At 72.8% G+C, this 18,746-nt stretch carries 18 protein-coding genes and 1 pseudogene; 11 read left to right on the top strand and 8 right to left on the bottom strand.

All coding sequences use genetic code 11. The features are described from left to right. Positions 1–84: 84 nt before the first annotated feature. Positions 85–1,299 carry an MFS transporter gene (locus ACV530_RS19120; RefSeq protein WP_494333735.1) on the top strand — a complete coding sequence of 405 codons (1,215 nt, stop codon included), beginning with the start codon at positions 85–87 and terminating at the stop codon, positions 1,297–1,299. Positions 1,300–1,305: 6 nt separating this feature from the next. Here the strand turns inward: ACV530_RS19120 and ACV530_RS19115 are convergent, their stop codons facing one another. Continuing rightward, positions 1,306–2,322 carry an isopenicillin N synthase family dioxygenase gene (locus tag ACV530_RS19115; RefSeq protein ID WP_494333734.1) on the bottom strand — a complete coding sequence of 339 codons (1,017 nt, stop codon included), beginning with the start codon at positions 2,320–2,322 and terminating at the stop codon, positions 1,306–1,308. Positions 2,323–2,621: 299 nt separating this feature from the next. Further along, entirely contained in the window at positions 2,622–2,936 is a 315-nt protein-coding gene (locus ACV530_RS19110) for a putative quinol monooxygenase (RefSeq protein ID WP_494333733.1), read from the bottom strand. Between the two features lie 254 nt (positions 2,937–3,190). Here ACV530_RS19110 and ACV530_RS19105 point away from each other — a divergent pair, with 254 nt between their 5' ends. The 4 genes and pseudogenes from ACV530_RS19105 to ACV530_RS19090 all read left to right on the top strand — a co-directional run bounded on the left by ACV530_RS19105 (position 3,191) and on the right by ACV530_RS19090 (position 8,235). After that, positions 3,191–3,583 (top strand): rodlin, encoded by a 393-nt coding sequence (locus ACV530_RS19105; RefSeq protein ID WP_494333732.1) that lies wholly within the window; start codon positions 3,191–3,193, stop codon positions 3,581–3,583. A 323-nt stretch (positions 3,584–3,906) separates the two neighbouring features. Further along, a pseudogene (locus ACV530_RS19100) lies at positions 3,907–4,917 on the top strand (chitinase); the annotation flags it as partial. A gap of 204 nt (positions 4,918–5,121) precedes the next feature. Beyond that, the gene (locus ACV530_RS19095; RefSeq protein WP_494333731.1) at positions 5,122–6,852 is read left to right on the top strand and encodes an ABC transporter permease; all 1,731 of its coding nucleotides are present in this window, start codon (positions 5,122–5,124) and stop codon (positions 6,850–6,852) included. A 30-nt stretch (positions 6,853–6,882) separates the two neighbouring features. Beyond that, positions 6,883–8,235, top strand: a complete 1,353-nt coding sequence (locus ACV530_RS19090) for an ABC transporter ATP-binding protein (protein WP_494333730.1) — start codon at positions 6,883–6,885, stop codon at positions 8,233–8,235. Here ACV530_RS19090 and ACV530_RS19085 read toward each other — a convergent pair. After that, positions 8,222–8,641, bottom strand: a complete 420-nt coding sequence (locus ACV530_RS19085) for an ArsR/SmtB family transcription factor (RefSeq protein WP_494333729.1) — start codon at positions 8,639–8,641, stop codon at positions 8,222–8,224. The genes ACV530_RS19090 and ACV530_RS19085 overlap by 14 nt on opposite strands. A gap of 39 nt (positions 8,642–8,680) precedes the next feature. Further along, on the bottom strand, positions 8,681–8,890 hold the full coding sequence (locus ACV530_RS19080) for a hypothetical protein (RefSeq protein ID WP_494333728.1): 210 nt from the start codon (positions 8,888–8,890) through the stop codon (positions 8,681–8,683). 117 nt (positions 8,891–9,007) lie between these two features. Between ACV530_RS19080 and rodA the strand changes: the two genes are divergently transcribed. After that, positions 9,008–10,198, top strand: coding sequence for a rod shape-determining protein RodA (gene rodA / locus ACV530_RS19075; protein WP_494333727.1), 1,191 nt, complete (start codon positions 9,008–9,010; stop codon positions 10,196–10,198). Here rodA and ACV530_RS19070 read toward each other — a convergent pair. Further along, positions 10,108–11,001 carry a rhomboid-like protein gene (locus ACV530_RS19070; protein WP_494333726.1) on the bottom strand — a complete coding sequence of 298 codons (894 nt, stop codon included), beginning with the start codon at positions 10,999–11,001 and terminating at the stop codon, positions 10,108–10,110. The genes rodA and ACV530_RS19070 overlap by 91 nt on opposite strands. Positions 11,002–11,114: 113 nt before the next feature. Further along, a complete protein-coding gene (locus ACV530_RS19065; protein ID WP_494333725.1) occupies positions 11,115–11,963 on the bottom strand; it encodes a DUF2127 domain-containing protein in 849 nt (282 codons plus the stop codon). 169 nt (positions 11,964–12,132) lie between these two features. Here ACV530_RS19065 and ACV530_RS19060 point away from each other — a divergent pair, with 169 nt between their 5' ends. Beyond that, positions 12,133–13,155, top strand: coding sequence for a cytochrome c oxidase assembly protein (locus ACV530_RS19060; RefSeq protein WP_494333799.1), 1,023 nt, complete (start codon positions 12,133–12,135; stop codon positions 13,153–13,155). 31 nt (positions 13,156–13,186) lie between these two features. Here the strand turns inward: ACV530_RS19060 and ACV530_RS19055 are convergent, their stop codons facing one another. Next, positions 13,187–14,125: a M56 family metallopeptidase gene (locus tag ACV530_RS19055; RefSeq protein ID WP_494333724.1), complete on the bottom strand. Its 939-nt coding sequence runs from the start codon at positions 14,123–14,125 to the stop codon at positions 13,187–13,189. Continuing rightward, positions 14,122–14,505 (bottom strand): BlaI/MecI/CopY family transcriptional regulator, encoded by a 384-nt coding sequence (locus ACV530_RS19050; RefSeq protein WP_494333723.1) that lies wholly within the window; start codon positions 14,503–14,505, stop codon positions 14,122–14,124. Before ACV530_RS19050 ends, ACV530_RS19055 begins: the two co-directional genes overlap by 4 nt. A gap of 122 nt (positions 14,506–14,627) precedes the next feature. Here ACV530_RS19050 and ACV530_RS19045 point away from each other — a divergent pair, with 122 nt between their 5' ends. The 4 genes from ACV530_RS19045 (at position 14,628) to ACV530_RS19030 (ending at position 18,745) form a co-directional block, all read left to right on the top strand. Further along, complete coding sequence (locus tag ACV530_RS19045) at positions 14,628–15,302, top strand: DedA family protein (protein ID WP_494333722.1); 675 nt, start codon at positions 14,628–14,630, stop codon at positions 15,300–15,302. Positions 15,303–15,335: 33 nt separating this feature from the next. Then, entirely contained in the window at positions 15,336–15,950 is a 615-nt protein-coding gene (locus ACV530_RS19040; RefSeq protein WP_494333721.1) for a phosphatase PAP2 family protein, read from the top strand. 297 nt (positions 15,951–16,247) lie between these two features. Continuing rightward, a complete protein-coding gene (locus tag ACV530_RS19035) occupies positions 16,248–16,754 on the top strand; it encodes an NUDIX domain-containing protein (RefSeq protein ID WP_494333720.1) in 507 nt (168 codons plus the stop codon). Beyond that, entirely contained in the window at positions 16,751–18,745 is a 1,995-nt protein-coding gene (locus ACV530_RS19030; RefSeq protein WP_494333719.1) for an ABC transporter ATP-binding protein, read from the top strand. The genes ACV530_RS19035 and ACV530_RS19030 overlap by 4 nt, the downstream gene beginning before the upstream one ends. The last annotated feature ends 1 nt before the right edge of the window (position 18,746 follow it).

Raw genomic sequence — 18,746 nt, 5'->3', positions numbered from 1 at the left:
CGCCCCGCCGACCGTACGCAAGGGCGTTCACGACTCGTGAACGCGGGCGGCGCGGGCGGGGCCGCCGCCCGTACAAATTCCGCCATGAGCACGACCTTCGAACCACGCGCCGTTCCCGCTCTCCCCCGCCCGCGGCCCCGTTCCGGGCTGCGGGCGGCCTGGATGATGACAGCGTCCGGCTGGAGCGCCAATCAGTTCTCCTCCCTGCTCGACGCCTACCGCTCCGGGCTCGGCCTGACCGAGTCGGACGTCACCGGCCTGGTGGCGGTGTACGTGGCCGGGCTGGTCCCCGGCCTGCTGGCCGGCGGCCCGCTGGCCGACCGGTACGGCCGCCGGAAGGTGGCCCTGACCGCCCTGGCCGTCAATCTGCTGTCGACCTGCGTGCTGATGGCGGGTGCCACCGCCACCTGGTGTCTGGTGCCGGGCCGGGTGCTGACCGGCATCGGCGCGGGCGCGCTGCTGGCCGCCGGGAGCGCCTGGGTCAAGGAGCTGTCCGCGCCCCCGTTCACGCCGGACGGCGATCCGGGCACCGCGGCCCGGCGCGCCGGGCTGTTCGTGTCGGCGGGCTTCGCCTCCGGCGGCCTGGCCGCCTCGCTGATCGCCCAGTGGGCTCCGTACCCCATGGTGACGGCGTACGTGCCGCACTTGGTCCTGGCAGGTACGGCCTGGGCGGCGGCGCGCAGCGCGCCGGAGACCCGTCCTGTGAGGCCGGCGGGGCAGGCGGCATCGGCGGCACCGGTGGACTGGCCGCGCTTCCGGCGCGCCCTGCTGCCCCTCGCGCCCTGGGTCTTCGCCGCTCCCAGCATCGGCTTCGTCACCCTGCCCGGCCTGGTGCACGGCATAAGCGGCTGGCGGATCGTCTTCGCCGGGATCGTCACCGCCGTGGTCCCCGGTGCGGGGCTGCTCGTCCAGCCGCTGGCCCGCCGGCTCGCCGCGCGGCACCGGCTCGGCTCGGCGTGCGCCGGGCCGGCCGTGATCGTCGCGGGGCTCGCGGTCGCGGTGCCCGCCGCCTCGGGGGGCCGGCCGTACCTCGTGCTGGCCGCGGCGGCCGTCCTCGGCGCGGGCTACGGCCTGTGCCTGACCTTCGGCCTGACCGAGGTCGCCGCCATCGCCCCGCCGGACCGGCTGGCCCGGATCACCGCGCTGTTCTGGACGACGGCGTACCTCGGCATGCTCGCGCCCTACGCGGTGACCCTGCTCTCCAGCGTCCTGTCCGTACCGGCGGTGCTCGGGGCCGGTGCAGTGCTGGCGGCGGTCACCTGCGCCGCCCTTTGGGCGCTGAACCGCTCCGGGCGCTGATGCCCGTCAGCCGACGGCCACCGCGTCGTCCAGCAGGTCCGCGTGGTGGCGGCGGGCGACGGCGGGGTGCGCGCGCAGCCAGCCCTTGATCTCGTTGCGCCCGTACTCGGCGAACAGCGGGTTGGCCGAGTCCTGGGTGACCCCGGGGGCACGGTGGGCGTACGGGAAGGAGACGGGCTCGATGCGCGCGTCCAGCCGCGGGTTGTAGAAGAAGGGGACGGAGAAGCGCTCGCGGTTGCCGGGCGGGCTGACCACCCGGTGGTTGGTGGCCTTCAGATAGCCGTTGGTCGCCACCTCCAGCAGCTCGCCCAGGTTGATCACGAACGCGCCCGGCAGCGGCGGCACCTCGAGGAACGTCCCGTCGGGTCCCTCCACTTGGAGGCCGCCGACCTCGTCCTGCAGCAGGAGGGTCAGGAAGCCGTAGTCCTTGTGGGCGCCCACGCCCTGGCCGGCGCCGTCGGGGGCGCTGCCGGGGTAGCGGACGAGCTTCAGGTGCAGGTGCGGCCGGTCGGCGAAGGCATCGTCGTAGAAGTCCTCGGGGGCGCCGATCGCGGAGAGCAGTTCGTGCAGCAGCCGCCGGGCCACCTCGCTCAGCCGCTCGACCCAGTGCAGTGCGGCGGTGCGCAGCTCGGGCAGTGCGGCGGGCCACTGGTTGGGCCCCTCCAGCCACCAGTAGCCGGGCTCACCGGGGGCGGGGACGTGCGGTGCGCGCTCGGCGCCGATGTCGAGCTGGTCGCGCCAGTCCTGGCTGCCGCCGGTCCGTTCGTCGCCTATGCGGGTGTAGCCGCGGAAATGGGGCGAGTTGAGGTTGCTGATGGCGAGCCGGTCGGCCTCCGGCAGCGCGAAGAAGGCCCGCATGGTGCGCATCAGGTCGGCCGTCTCGGCAGGGGTGATGCCGTGTCCGGTCAGGTGGAAGAAGCCCACGTCACGGGCCGCGGTGTGCAGCGCGTCGCGGAAGCGGGCGCGGTCGTCGGCGCTGCCCGAGGCAGCGGAGAGGTCGATGACGGGAAGCTCGTTGCTCATGAGGATGTCCCAGGGTGAGGGCCCGGCCACGTCCGGTCATGGCCGGACGGCCCGCGCCGCTGCCGCGGGGTGTGCGGACAGGGCGGTGCCGGGCGGAGGGTGAAGTGAAGGGAAAAGCGAAAGAGCGCTCCGGCCCGGAGAACTTCGACGGGCCGCCGGAGCGGAAGGTCAGCCGTGAAGGCGACAGGACATGCTCGTGACGCGCAGGTAGTCCACGTGGCGTCGCTTTACCAGCAGATTCACACAGCCGAGGATATACGACTCGATCAGGAACGAACGAAGCGGTGCACGGCCGCTCGTCAGCCCCTCCTCTTGTCGACCACGAGCGTGCGTTCGTAGTGCCTCGTCTCCTCGATGTCGGCGGCGTACGGCCCGGTCCTGGCGAGGAACGGCGGACCGTGCGGTCCGTTGCGGAAGCCGTTCTCGTGATCTTCCACCGAGGACCACTCGATCCTCAAGACGTAGGACTCCGGTTCCTCGACACCGTGCGCGAGCTCGTAGGACAGGCACTGGGGTGCGGCGTAGAGGTGCTCGAGCGCCGCGGCGCAGTCCTTCTCGAAGGCCGTGCGCCGCTGCGGATCGGCGATGCGGTAGCGGATGTATTCAACGGTCACGCAAGCTCCTGGTTCCGCTGCCCCTGAAGCCCGCCCGGACGCGTCATGTGGGGGCGCTGTCCGAGCGGGCCGACGGCTGAGAAACCCGCCGTAATTGCGCACGCTACCAGCCGGGCCCGCAACTCTTCGGCGGCGTACGGCGGCCCGGACTTCGGCAATGGCTCGAATGAGTGAAATCCCGGAACTTCCCAAAAAGGTCAGAGTTACTCAGTTCGCTTCCCGACGGGAATCCTCTTCGATCGAAAGGCAAGGACGTGCTCAAGAAGGCAATCACCACGGGTGTCTTGACGGCCGCGGCGGTGGGCGCCGTTGCCACCCCGGCGATGGCGATCGGCAACGACGACGACGTCGCCAACGCGAACGGCTCCAAGACCGGGTACGGCAACACCTCGACCGGGGGCCAGGAAAGCCCGCAGATGAGCCTGATCCAGGGCACGCTCAACAAGCTGTGCATCGGCATCGGCAAGGCCAACGTCCAGTCGCTCATCGGGCTCCTCAACATCGGCGTCCAGGACGTCCCGATCCTGTCCTCCGAGCAGACGCAGCAGTGCACCGACAACTCCACGGTCAACAACGGCGACAACCCGCTGTCGCACATCCTCAGCGAGATCCCGGTGCTGTCCGGCAACGGTTCGGGCAACGGCTGACGGCCACGGCGATTCGACCGGAAAAACCCGCCGCTCCGGGGCAACGACCCCGGGGCGGCGGGTTTTTGTATGCCTGTGGGACAAGGCCGAGGAACGGAAAAGCGTGAAGTCCCCTGAATATCAGGTCGGTTGAACTCATCGAATTCCCGGACGCCGTAATTCCCGTGCGACGCACGGGCGGGCGGGCCAGGACTCCGTCATGCGGGGCCTCTTGACGGACCTTTGGTCCAGTCCAACGATGTCCCTCGCGCCACCACCCCCCACCCGCGCACCTCTCGACCTCGGGAGCATCCGTGAGACGACGCATATCCGTCAGGACCCTGGTGACCGCGCTGGCCGCACTGGCCACGAGCACGGGGCTCGTACTGGGCGGCAGCGGGACGGCGGCCGCGGCCACCCCGCTGCCGCCGCACGTCTTCGCGCCGTACTTCCAGACGTACACCGCGGACAGCCCGGCCGCGCTGTCCGCGCAGGCGGGGGCGAAGCACCTGACGCTGGCCTTCCTCGGGACCGAGGCGGCGGGCTCGTGCACCCCGTACTGGAACGGCGACGTCAACAAGCCCGTCGCGCAAGCCACGTTCGGGGCCGACATCGCGACGATCCGGTCGAACGGCGGCGACGTCATCCCGTCCTTCGGCGGCTATGCGGCGGACAACGGCGGCACCGAGCTCGCCGACAGCTGTACGAACGTCGACAGCATCGCCGCCGCGTACGAGAACGTCATCACCACCTACGACGTGACACGCCTCGATCTGGACATCGAGGACAACTCCCTCACCAAGCCCGCCGGGATCGACCGCCGCAACCAGGCGGTCAAGAAGGTGCAGGACTGGGCGGCGAGCACGGGCCGCACCGTGCAGATCTCGTACACCCTGCCGTCCACCACCCACGGCCTGGCCGACAGCGGGCTCGCGGTGCTGCGCAGCGGGGGCGCCAACGGCGCCCGCGTCGACGTCGTCAACCTCATGACGTTCGACTACTACGACGGTGCCCAGCACGACATGGCCGCCGACACCATCTCCGCCGCGCAAGGCCTCCAGGCCCAACTCGCGCAGCTGTACCCGGCGAAGGCCCCCGCCGACCTGTGGGCCATGACCGGCATCACCGAGATGCCCGGCATCGACGACTACGGCCCCGCCGAGACCTTCGGTCTCCAGGACGCCTCCAAGGTCTACGACTGGGCCGTCTCCAAGGGCGTGAACACCCTGTCCTTCTGGGCACTCCAGCGCGACAACGGCGGCTGCCCCGGCACCAAGGGCTCCGACACCTGCTCCGGCATAGCGCAGGACACCTGGGCCTTCAGCCACGTCCTCGCGCCGTTCACCGGCATCGGCTGACGCACCGCACCGGGGCGGCGGACGGCCGCCGCCCCGGCTGTTATTTGCACATAAGTGTGGCAAGCGGCAGACTTCTCGCGGCGCGCCCCCCGGGGCCGCGTCACCCGCGTCACCCGCGTCACCCGCAGCGAAAAACGAACCGCATCACCGAGCACGGCCGGGCGGCAACGTCGTGCCCCCTGTGGGCCGGAGGTCTTAGTGATGTCGTTCCCGACGAGCCGCCCGGGCGTCACACAGTCCCGGCTGGCGGGCGTGGGCGCCGAAGTGGCCGCCGCGGCGGCCGTCCTGGTGCTGTTCCACCTGACCCTTCATCTGGGCCAGGGCACCACCGTCCGTTTCTCCCCCGGGCAGGCGGTGTCCGTCGACACCGATCCGGCCCGCCTGCCGTACGACGCGCTGCGCAGCCTGCTGCGGATGTTCGCCGCGCTCGTCGCCTCCACCGTCTTCGCGCTGTGCTACGCCCGTGCCGCGGTCCGCAGCCGCCGCCTCGAGCGGATCCTGGTCCCCGCGCTGGACGTCCTCCAGTCGGTGCCGGTGCTCGGCTTCCTCGCCGTCGCGGTGACCGGGTTCACCACCCTGTTCCCCGGCTCCGTGCTCGGCCTGGAGTGCGCGGCGGTGTTCGCCATCTTCACGTCGCAGGCGTGGAACATGGCCTTCGGCTTCTACCAGTCGCTCACCGCGCTCCCCCGTGAACTCGACGAGCTCTCGCGCTCGTTCGGCTTCACGCGGTGGATGCGCTTCTGGCGGGTCGAGCTGCCCTCCGGGGCCATCGGCCTGGTCTGGAACGGGATGATGAGCTTCGGCGGCGGCTGGTTCTTCCTCGTCGCCTCCGAGGCGATCAGCGTCGGCGGTACGGGCCGTGCGCTGCCGGGCGTCGGCTCGTACGCGGGGGCGGCGGTCGCGGACGGCGACCTCGGCCGGGTCGGCTGGGCGGTCCTCGCCATGGCCGTCATGGTCGTCGCGGTGAACTTCCTGTTCTGGCGCCCGCTCACGGCCTGGGCGGAGAAGTTCAAGAACGAGCAGGCCGAGGCGAGCGAGGTCCAGCGCTCCGTCGTCCTGCGCCTGCTGCGCCGCTCGGGACTGTCCCGGCTCCCGGGCCGCTTCCTCGGCCCCGTGGGACGCGGGCTCGCCCGGGCGGGGCGCGTCCTCGGCCGCGACGACCGTCCGCTGGCCGTCGACCCGCGGCGGCGGCGCACGGGCGACGCCGTCTTCACGGCCGTGGCGGGCGCCCTGATCCTGTGGGGCCTCGTCGACCTGGGCGGGTACGTGTACACGCGGAACGGGCCCGGCATCTTCGGGGAGCCGCTGCTGCTGGGCCTGGTCACCCTCGCGCGGGTGGCGGTGGTCGTGGTGGTGGCCACGGTGGTCTGGGTGCCGGTCGGGGTACGGATCGGCTTCTCGCCCCGGCTGACCCGCGTGGCCCAGCCGCTGGTGCAGGTGGCGGCGAGCTTCCCGGCCAACTTCCTCTTCCCGCTCGCCGTCTGGTTCTTCCTGCGGACCGGCCTGCCGCTGGACGTGGGCGGTGTGGTGCTGATGGCGCTGGGCGCCCAGTGGTACATCCTCTTCAACACCATCGCCGGCGCCATGGCCATCCCCACCGACCTGCGCGAGGCCATGGACAACCTCGGGGTGCGCGGCCTGCAGCGCTGGCGGCGCCTGATCGTCCCCGGCATCCTGCCGTCCTATGTCACCGGCGGCATCACGGCCTCAGGCGGTGCGTGGAACGCCTCGATCGTCTCCGAGGTGGTCTCCTTCGGCGGCACCACGCTGACCGCCACCGGCCTCGGCGCCTACATCGCCCGGGCCACCGCCGACGGCGACTTCCCGCGCCTGCTCGCGGGCGTCGCGGTGATGAGCCTGTACGTCGTGGCCGTCAACCGCCTGGTGTGGCGGCGCCTCTACCGGCTCGTCGAGACCCGCTACGCCCTCTGACCATCCGATTCCTTTCCCGATGGAGCCCCCGTGCCGATCGCCCTCCGCAGGCGGCGTGCCGCCCGCGGCACCGCCGAGGCCCCGCCGCGCGACGGCCGCGACGGCCGCGTCGACGACGTATTGCTCGCCGCAGACGGGCTGGCCAAGTCCTACGCCGGTGCCGGCGGTGAACTGCCCGTACTCGCCGGTGTCGACCTGCACATCCGCGCCGGGGAGATCGTCGCCGTGCTCGGCCGGTCCGGCGCCGGGAAGTCGACCCTGCTGCGCTGCCTGGCCGGGCTGATCCCGCCCGACTCCGGCCGCGTCACCTACCGCGGAGAGCCGCTCACCGGTGCCAACCCGGGTACGGCCATGGTCTTCCAGACCTTCGCCCTGCTGCCCTGGCTCACCGTCCGGCAGAACGTCGAGGTCGGGCTGGAGGCCCGTGGCGTCCCCGCCGCGCGGCGCACCGAGGCCGCGCTCCAGGCCATCGACCTCATCGGGCTGGACGGCTTCGCGTCGGCCTACCCCAAGGAGCTGTCCGGCGGCATGCGCCAGCGCGTGGGGTTCGCCCGGGCGCTGGTCGTCGAGCCGGACGTGCTGCTGATGGACGAGCCCTTCTCCGCCCTGGACGTGCTGACCGCCGAGAACCTGCGGGGCGAGCTGCTGGAGCTGTGGGACTCCGGGCTGTTCCCGACCCGGGCCGTCGTGCTCGTCACCCACACCATCGAGGAGGCGGTGCTGATGGCCGACCGCATCGTCGTCCTCGGCTCGCGGCCCGGCACCATCCGCGAGACCTTCGACGTCGGCCTCGAGCGCCCCCGCGACCGCCGGTCCGCCGCCTACGAGGACCTCGTCGAGCGCGTCTACCGCACCATGACGGGCCGCGGCGGGGAACCCCCGGCCCCCGGCCTCTCCGGCACCGGCCCGGGCCCGCTGCCCGGTGCGGGGACGGACGGGCTGGCCGGGCTCGCCGACATGGTGGCCGGCCGGGGCGGCGACTGCGACCCGGTGGCCCTGGCCGAGGAACTCGGCCTGGAGCTCGACGACCTCCTGCCGCTCGTCGACGCCCTCGAGCTGCTCGGCTTCGCCGGGGCGGGCGAGGACGGGCTGCGGCTCACCGAGCGCGGCGAGGCGTTCGCCCGGGCGGACGCCCGGCAGTCGAAGCGGATCTTCGCCGAGGCGGCCCGGGGCGTACCGCTGGTCCGGCTGATCACCACCAGCCTGGAGCGGGAGCCCGGCGGCGCCCTGCACGCGGGGTTCTTCCGCGACCTGCTGGCGCGTGACCACACGGGCGAGCAGGTGACCCGGCAGCTGGAGACCGCCACCGACTGGGGCCGCTACGCGGAGCTGTTCTCCTACGACGCGGACCGGCAGGAGTACCGGCTGGTCAGTGCTCGGTGACCGGGCGCCGGGCGCGGGCCCGCATGCCGCGTGCCAGGGCCGTCTGCTCCTGGACGGCCGCCGCGGGCTCCTCCCGCACCGGGACGCTCTCGAGGCCCTCGGCCGGGGCGGACGCGGCCAGCGCGGCCTCCTCGAGCAGCCCCCGCACATGCGGCCCGGCGACCCGGTAGTAGATACGCGTCCCCTCGCGGCGGGAATCCACCAGGCCGGCCGACCGCAGCTTCGCCAGGTGCTGGGAGACCGCGGCGACATGGGCGCCCGCCATCTGCGCGAGGCTGCCCACCGGGAGTTCCTGCCGGCTCAGCGCCCACAGCAGCCGGTACCGCGTGGGGTCGGCCACAGCCTTCAGCATCGCCACCGCTCGTTCGGCGCCGGCTGAGTCCCACGATTCGGCTGCTGATCCCATGCCGACATCGTAACTTCCGCCGGACGAGACCCTCCGGACTCAGGGGCTGACGGGGTCGAAGCCGTAGCGCAGCGGCTCCCCCGGCACCCGCCGGTAGATGTGGAGCGCCTGGATCCGCATGCCGTCCGGGGCGTCCTCGGCCGGGCAGGGATGCGTCACCTGGAGCACCGCGGGGCGCCCCGCCACCCGTACGGACAGTCCGTCCGCCGGTCCTCCGCCGAGCACCGCGCTCTCCCAGAGCTCCGACACGTCACGCCCCTCCCGCCCCTGGCCGCAAGCACTTTGACTCTTGCGCAACCAGTGAACTGTAACCTGCGACGGCATGCCCGTTCCAAGCTGCACACCTCGTCCCGGGAGGCTTCGACCGTGGGAACCTCGCTCCTGCAATCGCCGCTCCGCCGCCCCGCGTTGCGGGCGCTCGGCCGTTCCTCGCCGCTGTGGCGCCTGGACTGGGTGCTACTGGGCGCCGTGGTGGCGCTGGGCGGCATCGGGGGGCTGCTCACCTGGTCGGCGACGCTCCACCGGCAGGACGTCACCGGCGGGGATCCGAACAGCTACCTGAAGCGCCATCTGCTCAACCTGCTCATCGGGCTGGCGATCTGCACGGCCATCAGCATCGTCGACTACCGCCGGCTGCGCGGTTACGCGCCCTTCTTCTACGGGGCCTCGCTGCTGTTCCTGTTCACCGTGCTGACGCCGCTGGCCAGCACCATCAACGGCGCGCACTCGTGGATCGTGCTCGGCGGCGGCTTCTCCCTGCAGCCTTCGGAGTTCGTCAAGCTCGCCCTCGTCGTGATGCTCGCGGCGCTGCTGGCCGAGTCACGGGACGCGCGGGAGGCGATCGCGCCGAGCGGGCGTCAGATGCTGGTGGCGCTCGCGCTGTTCGGCGTGCCGGCCGTGGTCATCATGGCCAGCCATGAGCTGGGCACCAGCCTGGTGCTGGCGGCCATCACCGCCGGTCTGCTGTTCACCGCGGGGGTTCCCGCCCGGCACCTGGCCGTTCTGGCGGGCGTGGCCACGGTCGTGGTCACCGCGGTGTTCGCGCTGCACCTGCTCAGCCCGTACCAGCTCAACCGGTTCGCGGCGTTCGCCGATCCCCAGCTCGACCCGGCCGGGGTCGGCTACAACACGCACCAGGCCCGCATCGCGATCGGCTCCGGGGGGCTGCTCGGCCAGGGGCTGTTCCACGGCGACCAGACGAACGGCGGGTTCGTGCCCGAGCAGCAGACGGACTTCGTCTTCACCGTCGCGGGCGAGGAGCTCGGCTTCCTGGGCGCCGGTGCCGTCATCGGGCTGCTCGGCGTGGTGCTGTGGCGCGGCCTGAACATCGCCCGGCGTGCGGGGGACATGTTCGCGACACTGCTGGCCACCGGCGTCGTGTGCTGGCTGGCCTTCCAGTCGTTCGAGAACATCGGGATGACGCTCGGCATCATGCCGGTCGCCGGCATCCCCCTGCCGTTCGTGTCCTACGGGGGGTCCTCGATGTTCGCCATCTGCGGCGCCATCGGTCTGCTGCAGTCCGTACGGGTCGACTCCAAACGCCCCCGCAGCGGCTGAGCGGTGCGCAGCCAGCGCGAGCGCGCGCCCAGGACGCCGAGGCCCAGCGCGACCAGGTGGCCGGCGTCGGCCAGGTCGTGGTTGATGATCCACGCGATGACGAGCAGGGCGGTGAGCGCCGGGAGCCCGTAGCGGCGGGTGCGGGGCCGGCCTGGGGGGCGGCCGGTGGGTCGGCGCGGGTCCTGCGGTGTCTGGTGCGGTGCATCGCAAGGCGGAGCATCACCCGCGTACTGGGCGATGGGGGCACCCCCATGCCCGTCCAGGGCTATGGGGGAGGGCGATGCGACAACGCGGCGAGGCGCCGTGCCAGGCGCCGCAGGGCCCGTGTCGACCCACCGGCCGCCCCCCAGGGCCAGCAGGCAGCCGAGGGTGGCCACCAGGCCGTAGCTGATGCCGACGTCGCGGGCCCGGGCGAGCGCGCCCGGCAGGTGCATCAGGTGCATCAGCCACACCACGCCCTCGGTCAGCAGCGTGGCGGCCACGTGGCCGAAGAGGAAGATGCCGATGCCGCGCGCGGCGCCCCAGCGCCACTCCGCGGCACCCAGCACCGCGGCCACGGCGGCGATGCCGAGCAGCACGGGCACCCCGTCCACCACCAGGCCACTGGTGAACAGCGTGTACCACTTGCCGACCTCGAAGTGGTGCACGTTGCTGCTGATGTGCCGGATGAAACGTGCCTGCGCGGAGGACGACTGGACAGCCATCCAGGCGGCCGTGCCCAGCAGCACGGCCACGTAGACCGCCGTCGCGGGCAGCCGGCGTGCCAGGGCCGAGGGCCGGTACGCCGGCCAGTGTGCCGTCATGTGTTCTCCCCGCCCCTTTCTTGATGGAAAACGCCTGGTGGAACGCGTCTGTTGGAACACGCACCCTAACTCAGGCCGTGTCACGGGAAGGTGAGCGGAACGTGTCAGGACGGTCAGTGCGGTCCGGGGAGGACGCGCTCCAGCGCCTGCCAGCCGCTGTCATGGGCGCGCTCGGCCGCTTCCGCCCTGCCGCCGCCGCGCAGGCCGAACAGCCGCTTGGCGACCAGCAGGTAGACGACGACCGCCAGGTTGATCAGCAGGGTGCAGATCTTCAGCGCGCTGATGTGCCCGGTCAGTTCGTAGACCTCGGGGACGAGCAGCACCGCGGTGGCCACGAAGGTGAGGTACTCCGCCCAGCGCGCGGCGCGCCACAGGCCGATCGCCTCCACGCCCTCGAGTACCGCGTACAGGGCGATGACCACGCCGATCACCCACAGCGTCCTGGTGTGGGCGGCGAACGCCTTGTCCAGTTCGCCGAGCAGGCCGTGGCCGTGGGTGCCGCTGGGGCCTCCGACGCCGTTCTGCACGGCGTCGACGATCCGGTAGAAGGGGTCCTTGAGCCGGCTCCGCTCATGGGCGAAGAGGAAGACCGCGACGGCCAGCACGGCGAGGACCACGAAGTGCAGCATCCGGTCGATGGCGATCAGACGCAGTACGTAGCGGTCCCGCAGCGGCTTTCCGCGCAGCGGGAGCTCGATCTCGGAGCGGTCGTGCGGGACGTCGCGCTCCGGCCGTCCGGGCGGCGGCAGCGCCAGCCAGGCGTCGCAGCGCAGGCAGCGGTGCCAGCGCATGCCGTCGCCGGTCTCGCGCACCAGCATCGCGTCGGCGGGGCGTACGGCCGCGGCGTCGGTGCCGACGAGGCGATGGCCGTGCAGGGCGCACTCGATCAGCTCGTAGCTCAGCCCGCGGCGCTTGGTCCGCCGTGTTCCCGGAGCGGGTACCAGACCCGGCTCGTCCGCCACCTTTTCGTCCCTTCGTCGGATTGTCCGCAGGGTAGGGAGGGCTGCGGGCCTCCCTCGGTTCCGCCATGGGCTTTTCTTTGCCTGACACCGCCTTTCTTTTGGGATCGCAAAGAGACAGAACCCGCCGATTGATCGTTCATGTGCGTCACTACCCTGGTCGCTCGTGGCAATGGCAAACGCACTCCCCGAGCTCACTCCCGCCCGGATGTTCGGCACCTGGCAGGCGGATCCGTTCGGGCTCGCGCTCATCGCGGTGCTGGGCGGTCTGTACGCGTGGGGGGTCGTGCGGCTGGCGCGGCGCGGTGAGCGCTGGTCCCCGGTCCGTACGGCCGCGTTCGCGTTCCTCGGGCTCGGGATGATCGCCGTGGCGACGATGTCGTCGCTCGCGGTCTACGACCGGGAACTGTTCTGGCCCGCTGCCGTGCAGAACATCGTGCTCGACCTCATCGCCCCGCTCGGCCTCGCCCTGGGCGATCCGCTGGCGCTGGCGGGGCGCGCCCTGCCCGAGCGCGGTGCCCGCCTGCTGCGGCGCGCGATGCGCGGGCCGGTGGTACGGGCGCTGACGTTCCCGCTGGTGAGTACGGCGCTGGTGCTCGGCTCCGAGCTGGGCATCTACTTCACGCCGTACTTCGAGGCAGCCCTGCGCGACGGGGCGATCCACCGGCTGATGTATCTGCACCTGCTGGCGTGCGGCTGTCTGTTCGTGCTGCCGATGCTCACCCGTGAGGAGCTGTTGCCGTCCTGGTGCAGTCACCCGGTCCGGGCACTTCTCGTCTTCGTCGACGGGATCGTCGACGCGGTGCCCGGCATCGTGGTGATGACGAGCGGCACGCTGATCGCGGGCGGCTGGTACGAGGGCCGGCAGCGCGACTGGGGGCCCTCGCCGGACCGGGACCAAGTGCTCGGCGGCGGGCTGATGCTGGCGATCGCCGAACTCGTCGGGCTGCCGTTCCTCATCGCGGTCTTCGTGGAGTGGCTGCGCGCGGAGCGGTCCAGGACAGCGGAGCTGGACCGGCGCCTGGACGTGGAACTGGAGAAGGTGCCGGCGGCCGAGGCCCCCGCGCACGAGACGGCGGCGCCCGCGGCCGTCCCTGAGCCGGCCGTCCCCGAGCCGGAGCTGACCCGGCCCTGGTGGGAGACCGATCAGGGCGTCGTGGGCGAGCGTTACCGGCAGAGCCGCGGCGGCAGCTGAGCGGTCACGACGGGATCCGCTCACGACGGGATCACGGCGCGCCGTGCTGCGCGGTCTCGATGTTCGTGTGCAGGTCACCGGTCGCGTCGGCCGCCGCCGCGCCGGAGGCGAGCAGGCACGCGCCCAGCAGGGCGGCGGCGCACCGGGCGGCCCACCCCGTACGGCGGGGGGTGCCGGAGGCGGCGAGCAGCGCCGCGACCCGCCGGGGCACGGGCCCCGCGACGGCGGACAGGGCGGCGGCCGGCCGGCGGCCGGCGGGGCTCGCCGAGGCGGCGAGCGCGGCGCGGCCCACCGCCCGGGCCACCACGTGGCGGTCGCCGACGGCGGCCACCGCCGCCTCGTCGGCCCACCGCTCCAGCTGGAAGGCGAGCGGTTCGCGCAGCCCGCGCAGCACCGGGTGCAGGCAGGCGGCGAGGTCCGCGGTGAGCAGCAGGATGTGATGGCGGCCCGTCAGGTGGGCGCGCTCGTGGGCGAGCAGGGCGGCGCGCTCCTCGCCGCCGAGGCTGCGCAGCATGCCCGCGGTGACGACGACCCGGCCCGGGCGGCCGGGGAGCGCGTAGGCGTCCGCGCCCGTGTCCGGCAGCACGGTGAGGTCCCCGGCGGCGGACCGGCCGGCCGTGTCGGCGTGGGCGCGCAGCACCTGGCGGCGACGGCGCAGCAGGGTGCGCCCGGCGGCGGCCGCCGCCGTGAGGGCCGCGGCCGTGGCGATCGCGCCGAGCGGGGCGCCGAAGGCCGCGTCGTGCGGGAGGAGGGCCACGGAGACATGGCCGAGCGCGGCGACGAACGGCAGGTGCAGCAGGGCGGCCACGGTCAGCAGGGCCAGGGCCGCGCTGCTGAAGGCCGCGAGGGCGCCGGCGGTGACGGCGAGGAGCAGGGCCGCGGGGCGCGGCGGCAGCAGGGCGGCCAGCCACCGGGCGGCGGGGACGCCGGCCAGCGGTGCGAGCAGGGGTGCCCAGACGGCCACGATCACCGGCGCTCTCCCGGTCCGGAGACCTGGCCCAGCAGGTCGCGCAGAAGCTCCTCGTCGTCGGAGGAGAGGCGGGAGACGAAGCGGGCGAGCACGCCGGGGCGGTCGATCCCCTTGTCGAGCTCGCTGTGCATGCGGTGGGCGGCGAGGGCCGCGGTGTCCTCGACCACCGGGCTGTAGGCGTAGGCGCGCCCGGCGCGGGTGCGGCGCACGGTCCCCTTGTCGTGGAGCCGGGTCAGGATGGTCGCGATGGTGGTGCGGGCGAGCGTGCTGGGCAGCACGTCCCGGACCTCGGGCGGGGTCAGCGGGCGCTCGGCCGCCCAGAGGGCGGAGAGCACTGCTGCCTCGAGCTCGCCCGACGGGCGGCGTATGGACTCGGTCACGGGAACCGCTCCCTCCCAGGGATCGTCTACAGTCCTGTAGACCGTCTACTGCGCTGTAGACGGTGGGGGCGTCGCTCTCTGCGTACGACGCCCTGCCCTCGATTATGGGAGGCATCCCGCCCGTGCCCGCACCGCCCGCCGCTCTGGCCGTGAACGTTCTGGACGCTTCGTCGCTGCTCTCGGCCTTCGGAGCGCTCGGCATCGCCGTGGTGCTGTTCGCCGAGACCGGCCTGCTGGTCGGTTTCTTCCTTCCCGGGGATTCGCTGCTGTTCACCGCGGGCCTGCTGTGCCGCACGGGGGCGCACTCCGGGCCGCATCTGGATCTGACGCAGGTCCTGCTCGCCTCGGTGGCGGGTGCGCTCGTCGGCGCGCAGTGCGGTTACGTACTGGGCCGCCGCGGCGGCCGGACGCTGCTGACCCGGTCCCGCAACAAGCGGCTGCACGAAGGGGCCGCGCGCGCCGAGGAACTGCTCGGACGGTACGGACATGCGCGCGCGATCGTGCTCGCCCGGTTCGTACCGATCGTGCGCACTGTGCTCAATCCGCTCGCGGGGGCGCTGGGGGTCGCGCCGCGCACGTTCGCGGTGTGGCAGGCGGCCGGCGGCCTGGTGTGGACGGCCGGCCTCGTGCTGGCCGGGTTCGGGCTCGGCTCCGTCGTGCCGAACGTGGACCGGTACCTGCTGCCGATCGTGGCCCTGGTGGTGCTGGTGTCCGTGTCGCCGATGGCCGTGGAGCTGCTGCGCGGCCGCCGCCGGGCGCGGGCGGCCGTCCAGGACACCGCGGACGAGAACCGCTGACCGACCGTACTGACGACAGGAACGACAACACACATGACGCGCATAGCCCTCGCTTTCGACGGCTCGCACATCGACGGCAGTCTCTACACGGACGTCACCGAGGAGGCGCGCCACGCGCCGCTGCTGCTCAACGACGTCATCTCCGCCTGGTCGACGTTCGGTCTGGGCCTGTTCGCCGTGCTGATGCTGGCGGCCTGGTGGCGGGCCCGGCGCGCGGACGCCCCGGCGATGGCGCGGACGCTGGCCGTGCCGCTGGTCGTGGTGGCCGTGTTCGGGGTGGACATGGTGGTCAAGTCGCTGGTGCGCGAGGTCAGGCCCTGCCGGTCGCTCACCGGCAGCTTCACCCTGGAGTCCTGCCCGGCGCCGACCGACTGGTCCTTCCCCAGCAACCACTCGGTGATCGCCTTCTCCGCGGCGACCGCGCTGTGGCTGATCGACCGGCGCCTGGGCGCGGTGGCCGTGCTGGCGGCGGTCGCGATGGGCGCCTCGCGGGTCTGGGTCGGGGCGCACTATCCGCATGATGTGGTGGCCGGTGCGCTGGTCGGCATCGTCCTGGCGGTGCCGCTGACGCTGCTGGCCACCCGGGCCGCGCCCTTGGTGGAGCGGGCCCGCCGGGGGCGGCTGCGCACGTTCCTCGTATCCGTGTAGAACCTCCCGACTGCCGCGCGAACGCGCGGCGTTGACAGACCGGCGCCGTCCTCGGCGCCGGTCTTCTTTCTGCCCGCGTGATCGTTTCCGGCCGCAACGCAAGCCCCGTATCGAGTGATCCACCACGGCGGGGTGAATCGCACACCGCGTGACGACCTCCCCGTCCGGTGACTGCGGGCCCCTTGACGCCCTGTCGAATTCGTGGACGAGAAAGCGCCCTCGCAGAGCCGTGACGGCCCCCCAACGGGCGTCGTTTTCCGATCACTCGTCCGATCCCGGCGTCAACGAGGAGGCACAGTGCATCACCGGCAAAAACGGCCACACGAGCACGAACACCGCGATTGCCCATCCGGCGTCGTCACCGTCCTGCTGCACCGCGACGACGGACGGATCCTGCTCCTGCGGCGCGCACCGGACTCCCCCAGTACGAACGGCACGCCCGGCCAGGGCCGTCTGGCGCCGCCGGGCGGAGGGGTCGTCTCGGAGGAGAGCATCCTCACCACCGCGCTGCGTACCGCGGACCGCGCGGTGGGCATCACCGTGGCGCCGGACGACATGGAGTTCTGCCACCTGGTGCACCGGCGAACACCCGGCGCGCACGCGGAGTTCGGCTTCGTCTTCACCGCCCAGCGGTGGACGGGCGAACCGCGCATCCAGGAGCCCGCGTCGTACTCGACCCTCGTGTGGGCGCACCCGGTCCCGCCGCCCGCCGGATGCGACGCGGAAGCCGCCGCGCTGCTGCGGCAGTTCACTTCCGGAGCACTGCTGTCCCTGCCGGGCTGGACCGCCGGAGGTACGGCATGAGACTGCGACGCACCCGGCACATCACGACGTCCGAGGAGGAAACCGCCTCGCAGTCCGAGCAGTTGCTCTTCGGCGGGCCGCTGCGCCACGACGCGGGCTGGAACACGCACGAGGACGCCTACCTGGAGATGTCCCTGTGGACGATGGCGCTCCGGCTACCCCGCCTGATCGCCTCCACCGTCCGGCTGGCGTGGCGGGCGGACCGGAGTGCGCTGCGCACGGTGGCCGTGGCCGAACTCGCCCAGGGCGTCGGCCAGGCCGTGAGCCTGACCGCCGTGAACAGCGTCCTGGCCGCCGTGCTCGCCGCCGGGTCGACGGGCCACCGGCTGTACGCGGCCCTCCCCGCGCTGCTGGCCGTCGCCGTCGCCGGTGCCGTCGGGGCCCTGGCCACCTCGGCCTCCACCTCCGGCACCGGCCGTCTGGAGCCCAAGGTCGAGCGGGTCGCGACCGAGATGTACCTGGAGCGGGTGACCCGGGTCGAGCTGGCGGCGATCGAGGACGAGGAGTTCCACCGGCTGCTGGACTCCGCCCAGTACGGGGCCGCCGCGGCACGCCGGATGATCAAGTACTGCACCGCGGTCATGGGGGCGCTGGTCGCCTTCGCCGCGGCAGCCGGTGTGCTGACGGTGCTCCACCCGGTGCTGCTGCCGCTGCTCGTGCTGACGACCGTGCCGCGCTCGTGGGCCGCGCTGCGCAACGCCCGGGCCCGCTACTCCTCCTTCCGGCGCTGGGTCCAGCACTCGCGCGCGGGGCGGCTGATCAGCAGTCTGCTGATCCAGGCCGACCCGGCGCCCGAGGTACGGGTGCACGGCGTGGGGCCCTTCCTGCTGCGGCACTTCCGCGGCATGTCGGAGAGTTCGGAGGCGGAGCAGACCCGGCTGGCCGCCGAAGCGGCCCGTACCCGGCTCATCGCCTCCGCGCTGACCGGGGCCGCGGCGCTGGCCACGTATCTCGCGCTGGGCGGTCTGCTGCTCACCGGGGTGATGAAGCTGTCGGTCGCGGGCACGGCCGTGCTGGCCACGCGCAGCGGCTCGGCGAGCCTGGCCGGCCTGCTGCTCCAGGTCAACAGCCTTTACGAGGAGGCCTGTTACGTCCAGGACCTGGAGCGGCTGTGCCATGAGGCGGCCGAGCGGGCCATCCCCGACGGCGGGCTCCCGGTGCCGGAGCACCCGGCCGAAATCCGGCTGGAGAACGTCTCGTTCACCTATCCGGGCGGCGGCGCGGAGGGCAGGCGGCCCGTGCTCGAGGACATCACGTTCGGTATCCCGCGCGGCAAGGTGATCGCCCTGGTCGGCGAGAACGGCTCGGGCAAGTCCACGCTCGTCAAGCTCCTCGCCGGGCTCTACCGGCCCGACGCCGGGCGGATCCGCTGGGACGGCGTCGACGCGAACGACCTCGACCGGTCCGAGCTGTTCAGCCGGTTCGCGATGGTCGGCCAGGACTTCCACCGCTGGCCGTTCACGTGCCGGATGAACGTCGCCATCGGCCGCAGCGACCGTCCCGTGTGCGACGAGCTCCTTCGGACGGCGGCCCGGCACGCCGGGGCCGACGGGATGGTCGAGGAACTGCCGAACGGCTGGGACACCCTGCTGGCCCGCGGCTACCAGGGCGGCCACCAGCTGTCCGGCGGCCAGTGGCAGCGGCTCGGCATCGCCCGGGCCCGGTACCGCGAGGGCCGGATCCTCATCGTCGACGAGCCGACCTCCGCGCTGGACGCCCGGGCCGAGCTCCAGGTCTTCGACCGGATCCGGCGGCTCGCGGACGACGGCCGGACGGTGCTGCTCATCACCCACCGCCTGGCCTCGGTGCGCCACGCGGACGTCATCCATGTCCTGGAGCACGGCCGGCTCCGCGAGAGCGGCACGTTCGAGGAGCTGATGAACGACCCGCCGGAGGGCATCTTCCGCGAGCTCTACGAGCTGCAGCGCAGCCAGTTCGCGGACGACGGGCCGGTGGTGCCCGGCCCCCGCCGCACCGCCGGTACGGGCTGAC

The organism is Streptomyces sp. SX-6 (assembly GCF_059089585.1).
The sequence above is the reverse complement of the archived record's forward strand: the minus strand, read 5'-3'. Positions and strand labels throughout refer to the sequence as shown.